At 59.4% G+C, this 14,326-nt stretch carries 17 protein-coding genes; 11 read left to right on the top strand and 6 right to left on the bottom strand.

Translation table 11 applies throughout. From position 1 onward, the window contains the following. Window positions 1–56 precede the first annotated feature (56 nt). The 11 genes from RWS31_RS04175 to RWS31_RS04125 all read left to right on the top strand — a co-directional run bounded on the left by RWS31_RS04175 (window position 57) and on the right by RWS31_RS04125 (window position 8,186). Window positions 57–611 carry a hypothetical protein gene (locus tag RWS31_RS04175; RefSeq protein WP_314596359.1) on the top strand — a complete coding sequence of 185 codons (555 nt, stop codon included), beginning with the start codon at window positions 57–59 and terminating at the stop codon, window positions 609–611. After that, a complete protein-coding gene (locus RWS31_RS04170) occupies window positions 557–937 on the top strand; it encodes a hypothetical protein (protein WP_314596358.1) in 381 nt (126 codons plus the stop codon). The genes RWS31_RS04175 and RWS31_RS04170 overlap by 55 nt, the downstream gene beginning before the upstream one ends. Beyond that, a complete protein-coding gene (locus RWS31_RS04165; protein WP_314596357.1) occupies window positions 927–1,838 on the top strand; it encodes a protein-ADP-ribose hydrolase in 912 nt (303 codons plus the stop codon). Before RWS31_RS04170 ends, RWS31_RS04165 begins: the two co-directional genes overlap by 11 nt. 136 nt (window positions 1,839–1,974) lie before the next feature. After that, window positions 1,975–2,775 (top strand): ADP-ribosylglycohydrolase family protein, encoded by an 801-nt coding sequence (locus RWS31_RS04160; RefSeq protein WP_314596356.1) that lies wholly within the window; start codon window positions 1,975–1,977, stop codon window positions 2,773–2,775. A gap of 74 nt (window positions 2,776–2,849) precedes the next feature. Continuing rightward, complete coding sequence (locus tag RWS31_RS04155; RefSeq protein WP_314596355.1) at window positions 2,850–3,320, top strand: hypothetical protein; 471 nt, start codon at window positions 2,850–2,852, stop codon at window positions 3,318–3,320. Between the two features lie 331 nt (window positions 3,321–3,651). Further along, a complete protein-coding gene (locus RWS31_RS04150; RefSeq protein WP_314596354.1) occupies window positions 3,652–4,518 on the top strand; it encodes an ABC transporter ATP-binding protein in 867 nt (288 codons plus the stop codon). Beyond that, window positions 4,519–5,256 (top strand): ABC transporter permease, encoded by a 738-nt coding sequence (locus RWS31_RS04145; RefSeq protein ID WP_314596353.1) that lies wholly within the window; start codon window positions 4,519–4,521, stop codon window positions 5,254–5,256. A 54-nt stretch (window positions 5,257–5,310) separates the two neighbouring features. Continuing rightward, on the top strand, window positions 5,311–6,180 hold the full coding sequence (locus RWS31_RS04140; RefSeq protein ID WP_314596352.1) for a metal ABC transporter ATP-binding protein: 870 nt from the start codon (window positions 5,311–5,313) through the stop codon (window positions 6,178–6,180). Next, the gene (locus RWS31_RS04135) at window positions 6,180–7,019 is read left to right on the top strand and encodes a metal ABC transporter permease (RefSeq protein ID WP_009646150.1); all 840 of its coding nucleotides are present in this window, start codon (window positions 6,180–6,182) and stop codon (window positions 7,017–7,019) included. The genes RWS31_RS04140 and RWS31_RS04135 overlap by 1 nt, the downstream gene beginning before the upstream one ends. 63 nt (window positions 7,020–7,082) lie before the next feature. Continuing rightward, window positions 7,083–7,535 carry a DUF3290 domain-containing protein gene (locus RWS31_RS04130; protein WP_265070360.1) on the top strand — a complete coding sequence of 151 codons (453 nt, stop codon included), beginning with the start codon at window positions 7,083–7,085 and terminating at the stop codon, window positions 7,533–7,535. Between the two features lie 12 nt (window positions 7,536–7,547). Continuing rightward, window positions 7,548–8,186: a DUF421 domain-containing protein gene (locus RWS31_RS04125; RefSeq protein ID WP_009646156.1), complete on the top strand. Its 639-nt coding sequence runs from the start codon at window positions 7,548–7,550 to the stop codon at window positions 8,184–8,186. Between the two features lie 341 nt (window positions 8,187–8,527). Here RWS31_RS04125 and RWS31_RS04120 read toward each other — a convergent pair whose 3' ends face one another. From RWS31_RS04120 to RWS31_RS04095, 6 genes are all read right to left on the bottom strand, one after another. Further along, window positions 8,528–9,106 (bottom strand): hypothetical protein, encoded by a 579-nt coding sequence (locus tag RWS31_RS04120; protein WP_037370113.1) that lies wholly within the window; start codon window positions 9,104–9,106, stop codon window positions 8,528–8,530. A gap of 11 nt (window positions 9,107–9,117) precedes the next feature. Next, window positions 9,118–9,765, bottom strand: coding sequence for a CheB methylesterase domain-containing protein (locus RWS31_RS04115; RefSeq protein ID WP_314596351.1), 648 nt, complete (start codon window positions 9,763–9,765; stop codon window positions 9,118–9,120). A gap of 49 nt (window positions 9,766–9,814) precedes the next feature. Beyond that, complete coding sequence (locus RWS31_RS04110; protein WP_009646157.1) at window positions 9,815–10,006, bottom strand: DUF951 domain-containing protein; 192 nt, start codon at window positions 10,004–10,006, stop codon at window positions 9,815–9,817. Window positions 10,007–10,023: 17 nt separating this feature from the next. After that, entirely contained in the window at window positions 10,024–11,406 is a 1,383-nt protein-coding gene (locus RWS31_RS04105) for an MFS transporter (protein ID WP_314596350.1), read from the bottom strand. Window positions 11,407–11,485: 79 nt separating this feature from the next. Next, window positions 11,486–12,592 carry a redox-regulated ATPase YchF gene (ychF, locus tag RWS31_RS04100; protein WP_314596349.1) on the bottom strand — a complete coding sequence of 369 codons (1,107 nt, stop codon included), beginning with the start codon at window positions 12,590–12,592 and terminating at the stop codon, window positions 11,486–11,488. Then, window positions 12,589–14,319 (bottom strand): IS1096 element passenger TnpR family protein, encoded by a 1,731-nt coding sequence (locus RWS31_RS04095; protein WP_314596348.1) that lies wholly within the window; start codon window positions 14,317–14,319, stop codon window positions 12,589–12,591. The genes ychF and RWS31_RS04095 overlap by 4 nt, the downstream gene beginning before the upstream one ends. Window positions 14,320–14,326: the final 7 nt, after the last annotated feature.

The following is a 14,326-nucleotide window of genomic DNA, read 5'->3' as shown; positions in this document are numbered from 1 at the left end:
ATGACATCGCAATGAGGCGAGAAATGGTATCAGAACATCGAAATGAGGGAAAGTAAATGGCATCGAATCCTCCGATGGTTCAGCAGATCGAGCGCCTGCGGCAGGCGCTTTTTGAGGCGGAGGCGGTCGTTGTCGGTGCGGGCGCAGGGCTTTCGACGGCTGCCGGTTATCTGTACGACGGCGCGCGCTTTCAAAAGCATTTTGTCGACTTTATCGAGCGGTATCACTTCCGCAATATGTATGAGGGCGGCTTCTATCCGTTCCCGACGCTTGAAGAGAAGTGGGCGTATTGGAGCCGCTATATCTGGATCAACCGCTACGAGGAGCGACAGAATGCGCTCTATCAGCGTCTCCTTTCGTTGCTTTGCGGCAAGGTCTTTTTCGTCATCACGACGAATGTCGATCATTTTTTCAAGACAACGGCTTTCCGAAGGAACGGCTCTTTTATACGCAGGGCGACTACGGCCTTTGGCAGTGCTCCGTGCCCTGTCACGATGCGACGTATGACAACTATGATACGGTGCGCCGCATGGTCGCCGAGCAGGAGGCGATGCGCGTGCCGCGAGAGCTTGTGCCGCATTGCCCTCGCTGCGGCGAGCCGATGGGGATGAATCTGCGTGCTGACAGCACCTTTGTCGAGGATGCGGGCTGGCATGAGGCGGCGAAACGGTATCAAGAATTTTTGCGTGCGCATCAGACGGGGTGCGTGCTCTATTGGGAATTCGGCGTCGGTGCGAATACGCCGGGTATCATCAAGTATCCGTTCTGGGCGCTGACGAAGGAGAATCCCGCAGCTGTCTATTGCGTGATGAATCGGGGGGAAGCCGTCGCGCCGCAGGAGATCGCCGCGCAGAGTATCCTCGTCGACGAAGATATTGACATCTCCTTGAAGGCACTGCAGAAGGCGATGGAAAGGAGTGCAGGGCATGACGATTGAAGCGCAGGAAAGCGCGGAAGGCCGCAGGGAGAAGGTCGCGTTCCTCATCGAGCATCTTCTGACGGAGATGCCTGTCTATCGCGAGGAAGCCGCGCGTATTCCTCGCGATAGGCAGGCGCAGCGCGACTTCCTGCGCGCCTTGATGAACGTGCGTCCGCCGATTCCCTTGCAGGCGGAATTCTTGCGCGTGCAGGACGCTCTGCTCACCGAAGAGCGCGAGGCGCGAGGCGTCGTCAACGGCGCGGCTCTGCCGACGGTGGCGGAAGAGAGGCGCACGGCTATGGCACACGGCGCGGTGAGCGGTGCGAGTATGGAGGACAATGCGGATGAAAACTTCGTGCTCTGGCAGGGCGACATCACGCGCCTTGCCGTCGATGCCATTGTCAATGCGGCGAATTCCGCCCTGCGCGGCTGCTTCGTGCCGCTGCACCGTTGCATTGACAATGCGATCCACTCGGCGGCGGGACTCGCCCTTCGCGCTGTCTGCGATGAAATCATGCGGGAACAAGGGCATCCGGAGCCTGCCGGGCGCGCGAAGATCACGCCGGGATTCAATCTGCCCGCGCGTTATGTGCTTCATACGGTCGGCCCGATCATCGCGCCTGCGGGAAGTCATGTTCATGAGCAGGGAGTATTCGCGGGCGTCACGCACGAAGCACAGCAATGTCTCGCCTCGTGCTACCGCGCGTGCCTCGACCTCGCGGCGGAGCGAGGATTGGTCTCCGTCGCCTTCTGCTGCATCTCGACGGGCGAGTTTCACTACCCGCCGCAGGAAGCCGCCGAGACAGCCGTTGCAACCTGCCGCGCGTGGCTTCAGACGCATGATGCACCGATGCGCATCGTGTTCAATGTGTTCAAGGACGAGGATTTGGCGATTTATCGCAGGATCTTTCAGCTTTGATGTTTTGATGCTTTTTGAGAAATTCTGCGCGATCATCAAATTGCACGCACGAACGCCCGTGGTTTGTGCAGAAATATTGGACGTAAGACGATGAAAGTTGTTGGGACAAACGGGGAAGTGGAAAGGAGACCGTCTTATGTATGGAGCAATCTTAGGCGATATGATCGGTTCACCGTATGAATTTGATCGCGGCGGCAAGACGAAGGATTTTCCTCTGTTCAGTCAAGGCTCGCGCTTTACGGATGATACAGTGATGACGATCGCCGTGGCCGACGCCTTGTTGGAAGTGGGAGAAGAGGCGGACGAAGCGGCGGTTTGTGCGGCGATCGTTCGCTCGATGCAGCGCTGGGGCAGGAGGTATCCTCGCGCCGGCTACGGAGGACTCTTCCGCCGCTGGCTGGCAAGTGATGAGCCTGAGCCGTACGGCAGTTTCGGCAACGGCTCGGCGATGCGCGTCGCCGCTGCGGGCTGGCTCTACGATACGCTCGCAAGGACGCGCGAGGTAGCGAGGCAGACGGCGGTCGTTACGCACAACCATGAGGAGGGAATCAAGGGCGCGGAGGCGACGGCGAGCGCTATATTCCTCTCGCGTGGGGGAAAGTCGAAGGAAGGGATCAAGGATTATATCGTGCGGGAATTCGGCTACGATTTGTCGCGCACGCTCGATGAGATTCGCCCCTTTTACTCGATGGACGCTACGTGCCAAGGATCTGTGCCTGAGGCGATCCTCTCGTTCCTCGAAAGCATGGATTTTGAGGATACCGTGCGAAATGCCGTGTCGATCGGCGGTGATACGGACACGGTCGCCTGTATCGCGGGCAGTATTGCCGAAGCTTTCTACGGCGTGCCCGAAGAGCTGAAAGCGGAATGCCGCCGCCGTCTGCCGCAGGAAATGCTCGCGGTGCTCGCTGCGTTTGACGAGGCGCGGCAGAGGTGAGCGCGTCGGATGGGGGTGAAGAAGGTAGTGCTTCAGCAGACTGAAATCGATTTTTGAAAGGGAGAGTGAACCTCATGCGTAAGTTTTTTTCTGCAATCGCTGTGTTCGCATTGTTTTCGACGATGAGCGCGGCGTCCGCTTCCGTTCCCGATGAGGAAGTGTCGCTCGGCGGCATCCCTTATGGAGCGTCGGTGGATTATGTGCGCGGCATATACGGCGCACCGTCGAAGGTGTCGACGACGAGTCAGCATCCGCTTTGGCGGGGCTGGGTCGACACATATCATTATGGAGCGAGCGTGGATGTCATTTTTTGCAACGCCGCAATGGTGCACGCGGACTGCAAGGGAAATAACGGCTGGGCCACACCTGCGGGCATCACGGTCGGCATGACGAAGGAAACCGTGCTGCGCCTCTATGGCGAGCCGGACAGTCAAGGGAAAGGGAGCTTCTTTTATCAGAGCGAATCCAATGGCAATCTTGGCATCAAGTTCCTGTTTAACGGGGCAGGAAAGATCACGAGCATCCATGTAGGCGCTTTTGATTGAAAAAGTGCTGGAAGCACAATTGAAAAAGCCCTCGATGATTTTCGTCGAGGGCTTTTTCCTGTGAATTTTACTGGCTTGTGTTCCATGATATTTTTCGTACGGTACGAAAAAATATTTCTCGTGCTATCGTTCGCACGTAAATGGAACGAAAGAGTTTTTCGCATCATTTACGTGCGCACGAAAAATTTTTCTGTGCGATACGATTTTTGGCAGCGGACGTGGTACGAAGTACGGCAGGCGGTGATTTTTCTCCTCGCATGGTTGACGCGGCGTGCTTCCTGTAGTAATCTACCAACGAAGAGAAAAAGTTGCAGGCTGAGGAGGTGCTGTCTTGGTTCGCGTGGAAAATCTCGTCAAGGAGTTCCGTCATACCGACGCTGCGGGAAAGGCAGCGGTGAAGCGTGCGGTAGACGGGCTTTCGTTTGCCGTCGCACGCGGGGAAATCTTCGGGCTTCTAGGGCCGAACGGCGCGGGCAAGACGACGACGATCCGCATGCTGACGATGCTCACGCAGCCGACTTCGGGTACAATTTTCTACGAGGACAGACCGCTTGAGGGAAATGAAGCGGCGGTCAAGGAGCTGATCGGCGTCGTGCCGCAGCAGGTGAACTTCGACCAGGATTTGACGGCGGGCGAGAATCTTGAGCTGCACGCTCGCCTGCATCATATCGGGGCGGCGGAGCGCCGCGCACGCATCGCGGAGCTGCTCGCCTTCGTAGAGCTTGAAGGCGTGCGGCGCGATCCCGTGCGGCGTCTGTCGGGCGGCATGAAGCGCAGGCTTCTCATCGCGCGCGCCCTCGTGCACCGCCCGCGCATCCTCTTTCTCGACGAGCCGACGGTCGCGCTCGACCCGCAGGTGCGGCGGCGCATCTGGGAGCTGATCCGGCAAATGGCGCACGAGGGCGTGACAGTGCTGTTGACGACGCACTACATCGAGGAGGCGGAGAGTCTCTGTGCGCGCGTCGCCATCATGAATCGCGGCAAGCTCGCGGCGCTCGATGCGCCTGCCGCCCTGCGCGAACGGCTCGGCGATTTCGTCGTCGAGTGGGACGGCGAGGCGGGGCGTGAGTACCGCTACTTCGCAGGGCGCAAAGACGCCGCCGCGTTTGCCGCCGCGCTCGACGGCGCGGCGAGCATCCGCCGCTCGAATCTGGAGGACGCCTTCATCGAGCTGACGGGGCGAAAGGAGGGGCTGTGATTGCTCTATGATATATGGACGGTCTTCTGGCGCGATTGGATCGTCTTGAAGCGCCGCTTGGCGAAGTTCATCCTGAGCCGCATGGTCGCACCGCTCCTCTACCTCGTCGCCTTCGGCTGGGGTCTGGGCAGGAGCATATCGGTGTCTTCCGGCACCTATCTCGACTTCCTCGTGCCGGGCATCCTCGCGCTCAATTCCATGAACATCAGTTTCAACAGCGTGATTCCCGTGCATGCCGAGCGCATTTACCACAAGAGCCTTGAAGAGTACCTCGTCGCGCCAATCCGTCCGGCAGCCTTCGTCATCGGCAAGGTGCTTGCGGCCGTATTGCGCGGACTCATTTCCTCTGCCATCATCGTCGCGCTCGCCTGCCTTTTCGGCGCGAAGCTCTCTCTTTCCCCGCTCTTTCTCCTCGTGCTCGTGCTGAACTGCGTGATCTTTGCGGAGATCGGCTTCATCGCGGCGATGAAGATTGAGACGTACGAAGAGATGGGACAGGTCAATACATACATCCTGCTGCCGATGTCGTTCCTCTGCGGCACGTTCTTCTCGACGAAGGCCTTACCCGAGGTCGTGCGCGTCCTCATCGAGCTTCTGCCGCTCACGCATACGAGCGTGCTCCTGCGTGCACTCGCGGGCGGCGAGGCGGCGTCTGCGCTTTCTTTCGGTGCGCTCGTTTTCTACGCGCTCCTTTGCTTCTGGATTGCGAACCGGTCTTTCTCCCAGTTGACGCGCTAGGCGCTTTTGCGTTCCCGCATTTTTATCTATGCTTCCTTAGAAAGGGGCGTCTCCTTGTTCAAGAATATCTTGCATCACCGTGCGCGTTCCGCGGACGACTGCGGTCATCTCTGCTGCACGAAGATCGAAGACTTCGCCGTATCCTTTGGGCGCGTGGAAATCTTTTCGGGCGTGAACCTTCATGTCCACTGCGGACAGCTCACGGCGCTCATCGGGCCGAACGGCGCGGGAAAATCGACGCTCCTTCGCGCCATCCTCGGCGAAGTGCCGCACAAGGGGAGGCTTTCCTATGCGGACGCTGCGGGACGGCGCACGGGGCAGCCCGTCATCGGCTATGTGCCGCAGTACCTGCGCTTCGACGTCAGTTCGCCGACGAGCGTCATGGACATCTTCATGGCGTGCCTCTCGCGCCGCCCCGTCTGGCTTTTTCCCGCGAAGTCTTTGAGACCGCGCGTCTTGAAGAGCCTCGCTCGCGTTCATGCCGAGCATCTCATCGACCGGCGGCTCGGCGCACTGTCGGGCGGCGAACTGCAGCGCGTGCTTCTTGCGCTCGCGCTCGATCCCGTGCCCGACCTGCTGCTCCTCGATGAACCTGTCTCGGGCGTCGATCAGAACGGCTTGGAGCTTTTTTATAATATCGTTGCCGAGCTTCGCGCCCAAGAGGACATGGCGATCATTCTGATCTCGCACGATTTGAACCTCGTTGCAAAGTATGCCGACCAGGTCGTGCTGCTCGACCATAAAGTTGTCACGAGCGGCACGCCCGCCGAGGTCTTCGGCGATGCGCGGACGAAGAAGATCTTCGGCATGCTCGCGGGCGCAGCGCCGCAGAAAATGGAGACGGCGCCCGATGCGCTGCAGGATGAAGCTCTGATAAATGAGTCACTGCAGGTCGAGTCGGAGAAGGAAGGGGTGAGGCACTGATGGAAATCCTCTATACGCTTCTCGGCGCTCTGCCCTTCGATTGGCTGCAGCACGGCTTCATGAAGAACGCCTTTCTCGCCGTGCTGCTCGTGACGCCGCTCTTCGGGCTTCTGAGCACGATGGTCGTGTCGAACCGCATGGCGTTCTTCTCAGACTCTCTGGGACACGGCGCTTTCACGGGGCTTGCCGTCGGCGTGCTCTTGGGTTGGCTCTCGCCGCTCCTCTCGCTCGTCGCATTCTCCGTTGTCTTCGCGCTCCTCATCACCTACATCAAGAACCGCAGCAGCGCGTCGACGGACACGATCATCGGCGTCTTCTCGTCTACGGGCATCGCGCTCGGCCTCATGCTCATGAGCCGGGGCGGCGGCTTCAACAAATATTCCTCGTACCTGATCGGCGATCTTCTTTCCATCTCGCCCGAGGAAATCGGCTCGCTCTTCTTCGTCTTTCTCGCCGTCGTCCTCGTCTGGGCTCTCGTGTTCAACTCGCTTCTCGTGCTCTCGATCAACGCGTCGTTCGCCAGAAGCCGCGGCGTCGCCGCCTTCCTCACGGAGGGGCTTTTTGCTTCCGTGCTCGCCGTCGTCGTTGCCGTCAGCATCCAGTGGGTCGGGCTTCTCATCATCAACTCGCTGCTCGTGCTGCCCGCAGCCGCCGCGAGAAATATCGCGCAGGACGTCAAGAGCTACCATCTGCTCTCCGTTGCCATCGCGCTCCTTTCGGGCGTTGCGGGACTCTTGCTCGCTTACTACTGCAACATGGCGGCGGGCGCGAGCATCGTCGTCGTCGCCGCCGCCGTCTTTTTCCTCACATTGCTGTTGAAACCGTACTTTGTGCGCTGAGGCTGCGCTCTCGCGGCAGTTCTTTTTTTGCGGCGGCTCACCGCACTATGGGAGGTGCTTTTCTTGCAGTTCTATACCTATGCTTACATTGTGCAGCACAGTCAGATCAACGACGCTGTACGGTACGGCGTGTCTTTTCTCATGCTTTTCGCGCTGCTCGTTGCCATCATCAAGTATTTTCGCAACCGTCTCGTCACGCGCTATCGCGACCTCATCGTCATCCTCTTCCTCGCCGTCGCCTTCCTGGGCGGTGCACAGTGGAATAGCTTCAGCCAGACGAAGAGTGATCGCGAACAGACCTCGCGCATGGCGGGATTTTTGCACAATCTCGGCGAGGAGATGGAGGTGCCGCCCGAGGAGATTCGCACGAGTTCCACCCATCTCAAGCAGGGACTTCTCGTCGAAGCGGAGGGCAAGTATTACGAGATCACGTTCAACGGCGACTACACGTCCTTCAAGTACGAGGAAACGCATCTGATGACGCGTGACGTGAAGATCGTTGACAAGGATTCTTAGGAGGGACGCGCAATGCTCACATATTCGCTGGTCTTGGCAAAACTTGCGCTCGGGCTTCTGTGCCTCGTGCTGCAGATGAATCTCCTCGGCAAGGGAAATCTCGCGCCTAGCTCCGCGACCGATCAGGTGCAGAACTACGTTCTCGGCGGCATCATCGGCGGCGTCATATACAACGAGAATATTTCTTTCATGGACTTCATCCTCGTGCTCATCGCTTGGACAATGCTCGTCCTGCTCCTGAAATACATGAAGTCGAACAGCAGCGCCGTCAAATCCTTCGTCGACGGACATCCCGTGCGCATCATCGAGCGCGGCAAGCTCGACGTCGAAGAGTGCATGAGGCGGGGACTCCTCGCGCACGACATCCATCTGAAACTGCGCACGGCGGGCGTCTATTTCGTCAAGGACGTCAAGCGAGCCGTCCTTGAGCCGAACGGTCAGCTCACGGTCATCCAGTACGGCGAGCAGAACGCACGCTATCCCGTCGTCGTCGACGGACAGGCAGATGAGGAAGCCTTGGAACTTGCCGACAAGGATCGGATCTGGCTCGACGCGGCGCTTCGAGAGCAGGGATATGAACTCAAGGATGTCTACATCGGCGAGTACAAGGAGGGCGCACTCACGGTCTATCCGTACGAGGCGCGGGCGTGAAAAGGCACGAAGGAGGAATGTGACGGATATTCAGGGGGGAAATAAGGTGGGAAGAGCGTATTATTCCAGTGAAATCCAAGGTTTTCTTGCATGTGAAGCAGATCAGATTTTGCCTATCGGGTTCTTCTGACGAGAGCGAGACAGGGACTGGTCATTTTCATACCGCAAGGTGACTTAAGTGATGCTACGCGTAGACCAGAATATTATGATGGAACATATAATTATCTGCGCAGGATCGGGATTTGTGAGATATAAGGGATTTGTAGAGAAGAAAACGAGCTATTGTATGAAACGGGGAGATGTCTCATACAGTAGCTCGTTTTGGTTTACTCGGAAGGAGGCTATGGCTTAAAGATATGACCACAGCGCATGCAGATGAAGAGTTTTTCCCACTCCGCAAGACGGCGCGTATATTCTTCCATGGCCTGATCATATTCTTCTTTCCGTGCGCGATTTTTCTTGTTTGTAGTTCTGCGGTCGTTCCAGAGTTTCCAAATGACGAGTGCCGCAGCGATATAGGTCAAGGTATTTTCCAGACCCGAGAGCTTTGAAAATTTGTAGGCCACTAGGCTTATGACAAGCGACAGGATTGGTAGCAGGCAACCAAAAGAAACGCAGCCAACCGTCATAGTGTCATGTTCAAGTTGCTTGAGCTTTGGCTCGGGCGGCGGAGCGATCTCACGGGCAAGATCCGTGACCGTGTAAGTTGGGCGCGTGACATCGCCGTAGACGGCATGCCGGCCGGTCTCTTCTGTTTTTTTCGAGCCGTCTGAATAGGTGGTTGTCGTCGTTTCTACGTCGTAGCCGACGATTTCCTTATGCGTTGCCGTTCCCGTGGCGTGGCCTCTCTTGTACATGAGAGGAACGGATACTGTGTTTTCACTGCCGCAGTTGGGGCAGGCGAGGTTGCTGATTTCCATAAAAGTCCTTTCTATCGCCCGCGCACGGCCTGCGTGATCGCGCCGGCCATCATCGCGAGCGGCAGTTGGCGTTCGACTGCTCCCAACTCGAAGGCCGCGCGCGGCATGCCGTAGACGACGCATGAGGTTTCGTCCTGACCGAACGTCATGGCGCCCGCGCGGCGCATGGCGAAGAGTCCCTTCGCGCCGTCCGCGCCCATGCCCGTGAGGATGACGCCGAGCGCTGCGTCACCGACGAGTTCGGCGACGGTGAAGAAGAGGACGTCGGCGGACGGGCGCACCCAGTTCACGGGGTCGCCCTTCGTGCATGTGACGACGAGCCTGCCCGAGCGCCTTTCGAGCTTCATGTGCTGGCCTCCCGGCGCGATGTAGGCGGTCGAGTCCTTGATGGGCTCGCCGTCCTCGGCTTCCTTGACCGTGAGCTTCGATATGGCGTTGAGTCTGTGCGCGAAGTGGTTGCTGAAGATGGGCGGGATGTGCTGCACAATGACGATGGGAGGGAGCGGCGGCGCGAGGTTCTTGAGGATGGCGGCGATCGCTTCCGTGCCGCCCGTCGAGGCGCCGATGGCGATCAGCTGCTTTTCCTTCGTCGATGCCGGAGGCATGGCGACAGGAAAAAGGCTCGTCTTGCCACTCTTATCGCTCTTGCCGCTTTCCATGTCGCTTCTCCTCCTTTCATTCATGCTTTTATCACCCGAAGGAATGGCTTTAAGTGTCCGGTTTTTCCTTGACCTCGCGCACGAGGCGCAGGAATTTCTCGCGCCCGATCTGTACGAAGCGCCCGCAGCCTTCGCACTTGAGTCCGAAGTCCGTGCCTGTGCGCAGGATGCGCCAGAGGTCGCTGCCGCACGGGTGGCGCTTCTTCATGCGCACGATGTCGCCCGGTTCATAGCGCTGCATGGCTACACTCCTTTCCGTCAGTCATATCCGTTCGCGTCCTCTTCGGCTGTTTTCCTCCTGCCGCGCATGAGCGAGGCGACGACGCCGGCGGCGCATGAGACGGTCAGACAGAAGAAGATGAGGCGGATCGCCGCTGAAAGTTCCTCCGTCCAGTCGGCAGTTGCGGGAAGCGCCGCTTGTGCGAGCAGCAGGGTCACGACCGCCATGGAGACAGCCTGTCCCGAGAGGCGCATGACCGAGACCATGGAAGAGGCGACGCCGTAGAGTTTCTTGGAAACGGCGCCCATGATGGCATTATTGTTCGCCGGTGAGAAGAAGCCGAAACCAATGCCGATGATGACGCAGGCAGCTGCGATGAGGGGAAGCGGCGTCCCGGCATCGAAGAGCGAGCAGAAGAAGATGCCCGCGGTCGTCAGTGCCATGCCGAAGCTCGCGACGAGGCGCGGCTCGTGCTTGTCGGAGAGCGCTCCCGCGATGGGCGAGAGGATCGCCATCATCAAGGGCTGCAGGAGCAGGACGACGCCCGCTGTCGAAGCGTCGAGACCTCGCACGAGCTGCAGATAGAGCGAGAGCAAAAAGCCGATTGCATACGTCGCGCTGTAGTTCAAAAACGCGGCGAGGTTGCTCATGGCAAAGACCGTGTTTTTAAAGAGCGAGAGATGAAGGAGCGGCGTGCTCGCCCGCCTCTCTTGCCAAAGAAAGAGCGCAAGAAAGATGAGTCCCGCGAGAAGAACGAAGCGCATCCAAGGGAAAGCGGCAAGCGAGGAAAGCCCGTAGAGCGTCAGCGTGCTCGCCGCCGTGTAGAAGACGGCGCCGGGCAGATCGAAGCCGCCTTCCCGCTCGCCGTACCAATCTTCTTTGATTGTGCGCACGAGCAAGCTGCTCACGAGGATGACGATGGATGTGAGGACGAAGAGAAGCCGCCAGTCCAAGTGCTGCGTGACGAGACCGCCGATCACAGGCCCCAAGGACAGTCCGACGTAAGTGGCGGCGGCGGAGTAGCCGATGGCGCGCCCGCGCTGCTTCGCGGGATGTGCCGCCACGAGGAGCGCCATGCCGCTCGAAAAGACGAGCCCCAGGGACAGTCCCTGCAGGGCGCGCATGGCGATGAGGAAGGCGGCCGATGGGGAAAACGCCGCGATGAAGGAAACGGCGGCCATTGCCGCCGTGCCGATCGCATAGATGCGACATCGGCCGAGGATGTCCGCCATGCGGCCAAAGGGTAGGAGCAGGGCGACGGCGCCCAGGAGGAAAGCGGTCGCGAGCCACGAGAGATCCGTCGCGGGGCATGAGAACTCCACGGCGATCGTCGGGATGGCGATGTTGATGCAGCTGCCGAGAAACGGCCCCATGAAGGATGTGAGCAGGACTGCCGAAAAGATCCGCTTCTGTGCTGTCATGGCCGCCGCCTCCTATTGCGATAGAAATAGATCGGGGAAGTAGCGCACGCGCCCCGTCCTCGTTTCACGCGCTGCAAACTCACACGTTGAAGCGGAAGTACGTCACGTCGCCGTCCTGCATCACATAGTCCTTGCCTTCGAGGCGCACTTGCCCCTTTTCGCGGGCGGCCGCCGTGCTGCCCGCAGCGACGAGGTCGTCGTAGTTGACGATCTCCGCGCGGATGAAGCCGCGTTCGATGTCGGAGTGAATCTTGCCCGCCGCTTTGGGGGCTGTCGTGCCGCGCACGATCGTCCAGGCGCGGCACTCGTCCGGCCCTGCCGTCAAGAACGTCAAGAGTCCCAGAAGCTCGAACGCCGCCTTGATCAGACGGTCGAGTCCGCTCTCCGTAAGGCCGAGTTCTTCGAGGAAGGCCTTCGCGTCCTCTGCGTCGAGTTCGGCGATTTCCGACTCTACGCGCGCCGAGACGACGACGACTTCCGAGCCTTCCTTTGCCGCGTAGTCGCGCACGGCGGCGACGTGCGCATTTCCCGCGCCGTCTTTTGTCGCCTCGTCCTCGGCGACGTTGGCGACGTAGAGCATGGGTTTCAAGGTCAGGAAGTTCATCTCTTTGATAAGCGAGAGCTCGTCCTCCGTGAGGTCGAGGCTTCTGGCCGACTTGCCCTCTTCGAGGCAAGCCTTGATGCGGCGCAGCACCTCATCCTCCGCCTTCGCCTCCTTGCTGCCGCTCTTGGCAAGCTTGGCGAGCTTCATGATGCGCTTTTCGAGGACTTCGAGATCGGCGAGGCACAATTCCGTGAGGATCGTCTCGATGTCGCGCACGGGGTCGATCGTCGCCGCGACGTGCGTGATGTTCGTATCCTCGAAGCAGCGCACGACGTGGGCGATGGCGTCGACCTGCCGGATGTGCTCGAGGAACTTGTTGCCGAGTCCTTCGCCCTTCGACGCGCCAGCGACGAGGCCGGCGATGTCGACGAAGCGCACGGAGGCGGGCGTCGTCTTCTTCGACTGGTACATCTCGTGCAGCACCGCAAGGCGAGCGTCGGGCACGTCGACGACGCCGACGTTCGGCTCGATCGTGCAGAAGGGATAGTTCGCCGCTTCTGCGCCCGCCTTCGTGATCGCGTTGAAAAGGGTGCTCTTGCCGACATTCGGCAGACCTACGATACCTACGTCCAGATTGCTCAATGTGATTTCTCCTTGTTCCTGTCTTTCAAAAAAACGACCTTTTGGCGCGAGGCCTTCTTGCGCTCTTCCTTCTTGGCGCGGGCTGCCTGCTGCAGCTCCTTGATCTCGTTCGTCGTGAAGCCGCGGTTCGCGACGGAGCGCGTGCTGTCGTGCAGTCGGTTCAGCAGGCGGCGCAGGGTGACGTCCTGTTCCTTCGTCAGAGCGTCGAAATAGCCGTCGTCCTTAAGCATGTCGCGCACGAAGGAAACGGGAGCACCCGCGAGCAGCGTCCAATGGATGTGCCGCATGATTTCCACGGTTTCCTCCTCATCGTAGGAGAGCGTTTCGTGGAAGAAGAGACCAAGCGCCTGTTCGTCGTTCGGATCGGAGAGCGCAAGCCCCTGCGCGAAGAGAGGGATTTCTTCTGTGGCAGGGATGTAGAAGTCGCCGTCGCCCTGCGATTCCAGGATGACGCGGATCTCCTCTTCGTCCAGCCCTTCGGAGATGAAGACGTCGCCTCGCTGCCAGTAGCCGGCGATGAACTCGGGCGGAATCTTTTTCATTTCCTTTTTGAGTTCCGCAGGCTTCAGGTCGCCGATGCCGCCTTGGTTGTAGATGCGGCACAGGATGTCGAGCGGCGTCACGCTGTAGAGGACGTTCGCTGTGAGAATCGTGTTGATGAGCCAAGTGCGCCTTCTGCGCTTGTTGTAAAGCTCCTCTCCCATGTCCACGGCGAAGGGGATGAACCCTGCGGCGACGTCGCGCGAGATGACGAGTTCAAATTCGGGCGTTTCGGCGATGTAGCCCGCAGTCGAAAGGGTCTCGAAGTTGTGCTGCGGTTCTTCCTCGAAGTCGTCGGGGTTCGCGAGCAGCTGCTGCAGGGAAAGAACCTCTTCGTCGCTCAGGCAGAGGAAGTACTCTTCCATGACGCGAGGATCGAGCATCTGCTTCGTCAGCTGCTGGATGATGTCCTGCTTGCGCATGCCGTGGCGCACCTCGATGCCTTTTTGCTCGGCAATCGAGAGCAGCTCTTCCTTGGCGAAGCCTGCGAACATGTCGCGAAGCGTCGGCGGCACGCGCTCTTCGTCCTCCGTATCCTGCAGGCGCTGGTGAAAGACCGTGGAGAAGAAAGTCTTCTGCGCTTCCGGTGTGGCGTTCGCCCCCTCGATGGAGCGCATCTTGTACTTGTAGGCGGAAAAGCCGTATCTCCCCGCCTCCATATCCTCGTACAGCTTTGTCAGCGGGCGATCCTCGTAGCGCCGTCGGTCAAGGCGGCACCAAAGGGCGAGCTTCTCGTTCACGGCGTCCATATCGTAGCGGACGCTGTCTTCCGCATCTTTCGCGCCTTCGAGTACTGCTGCCGCCGTGCGCGCACCGCTCCATTCGAGCACCTGCGGCGCTCTGCCGCTCCACGGCTCGACAATCTTTTCCAGATGCACGTCGTGGCGCATTTCGCGCCGATTTGCGTAGAGGTAAAGAAAAGCGCCCGCACGTTCCAGATGGCAGCAGATTTGCACCACGGCAGCTTCTTTCAGGCGCTCGCCATGCGCCTGCTCTTCCGACAGTTCGGTGATGACCATCTTCTTGTGCGGCAGCAGGAAGGAGAACACCGTTTCCTTCTCCCAACCCATCGCCAAATTGAAGACGAGCGCGAGCTGCGAAAACGTCAGCTCCTCGGGCACGAGAACGCGCCGCCAAACCTCCGGCGACTGTCCGCGCAAAGCGATTTTCAACTCATAGGCCTTCATGTAACTC

It is taken from the genome of uncultured Selenomonas sp., assembly GCF_963528755.1.
Classification (GTDB): domain Bacteria; phylum Bacillota; class Negativicutes; order Selenomonadales; family Selenomonadaceae; genus Selenomonas.
This window is presented reverse-complemented; position numbering and strand designations above follow the sequence as displayed.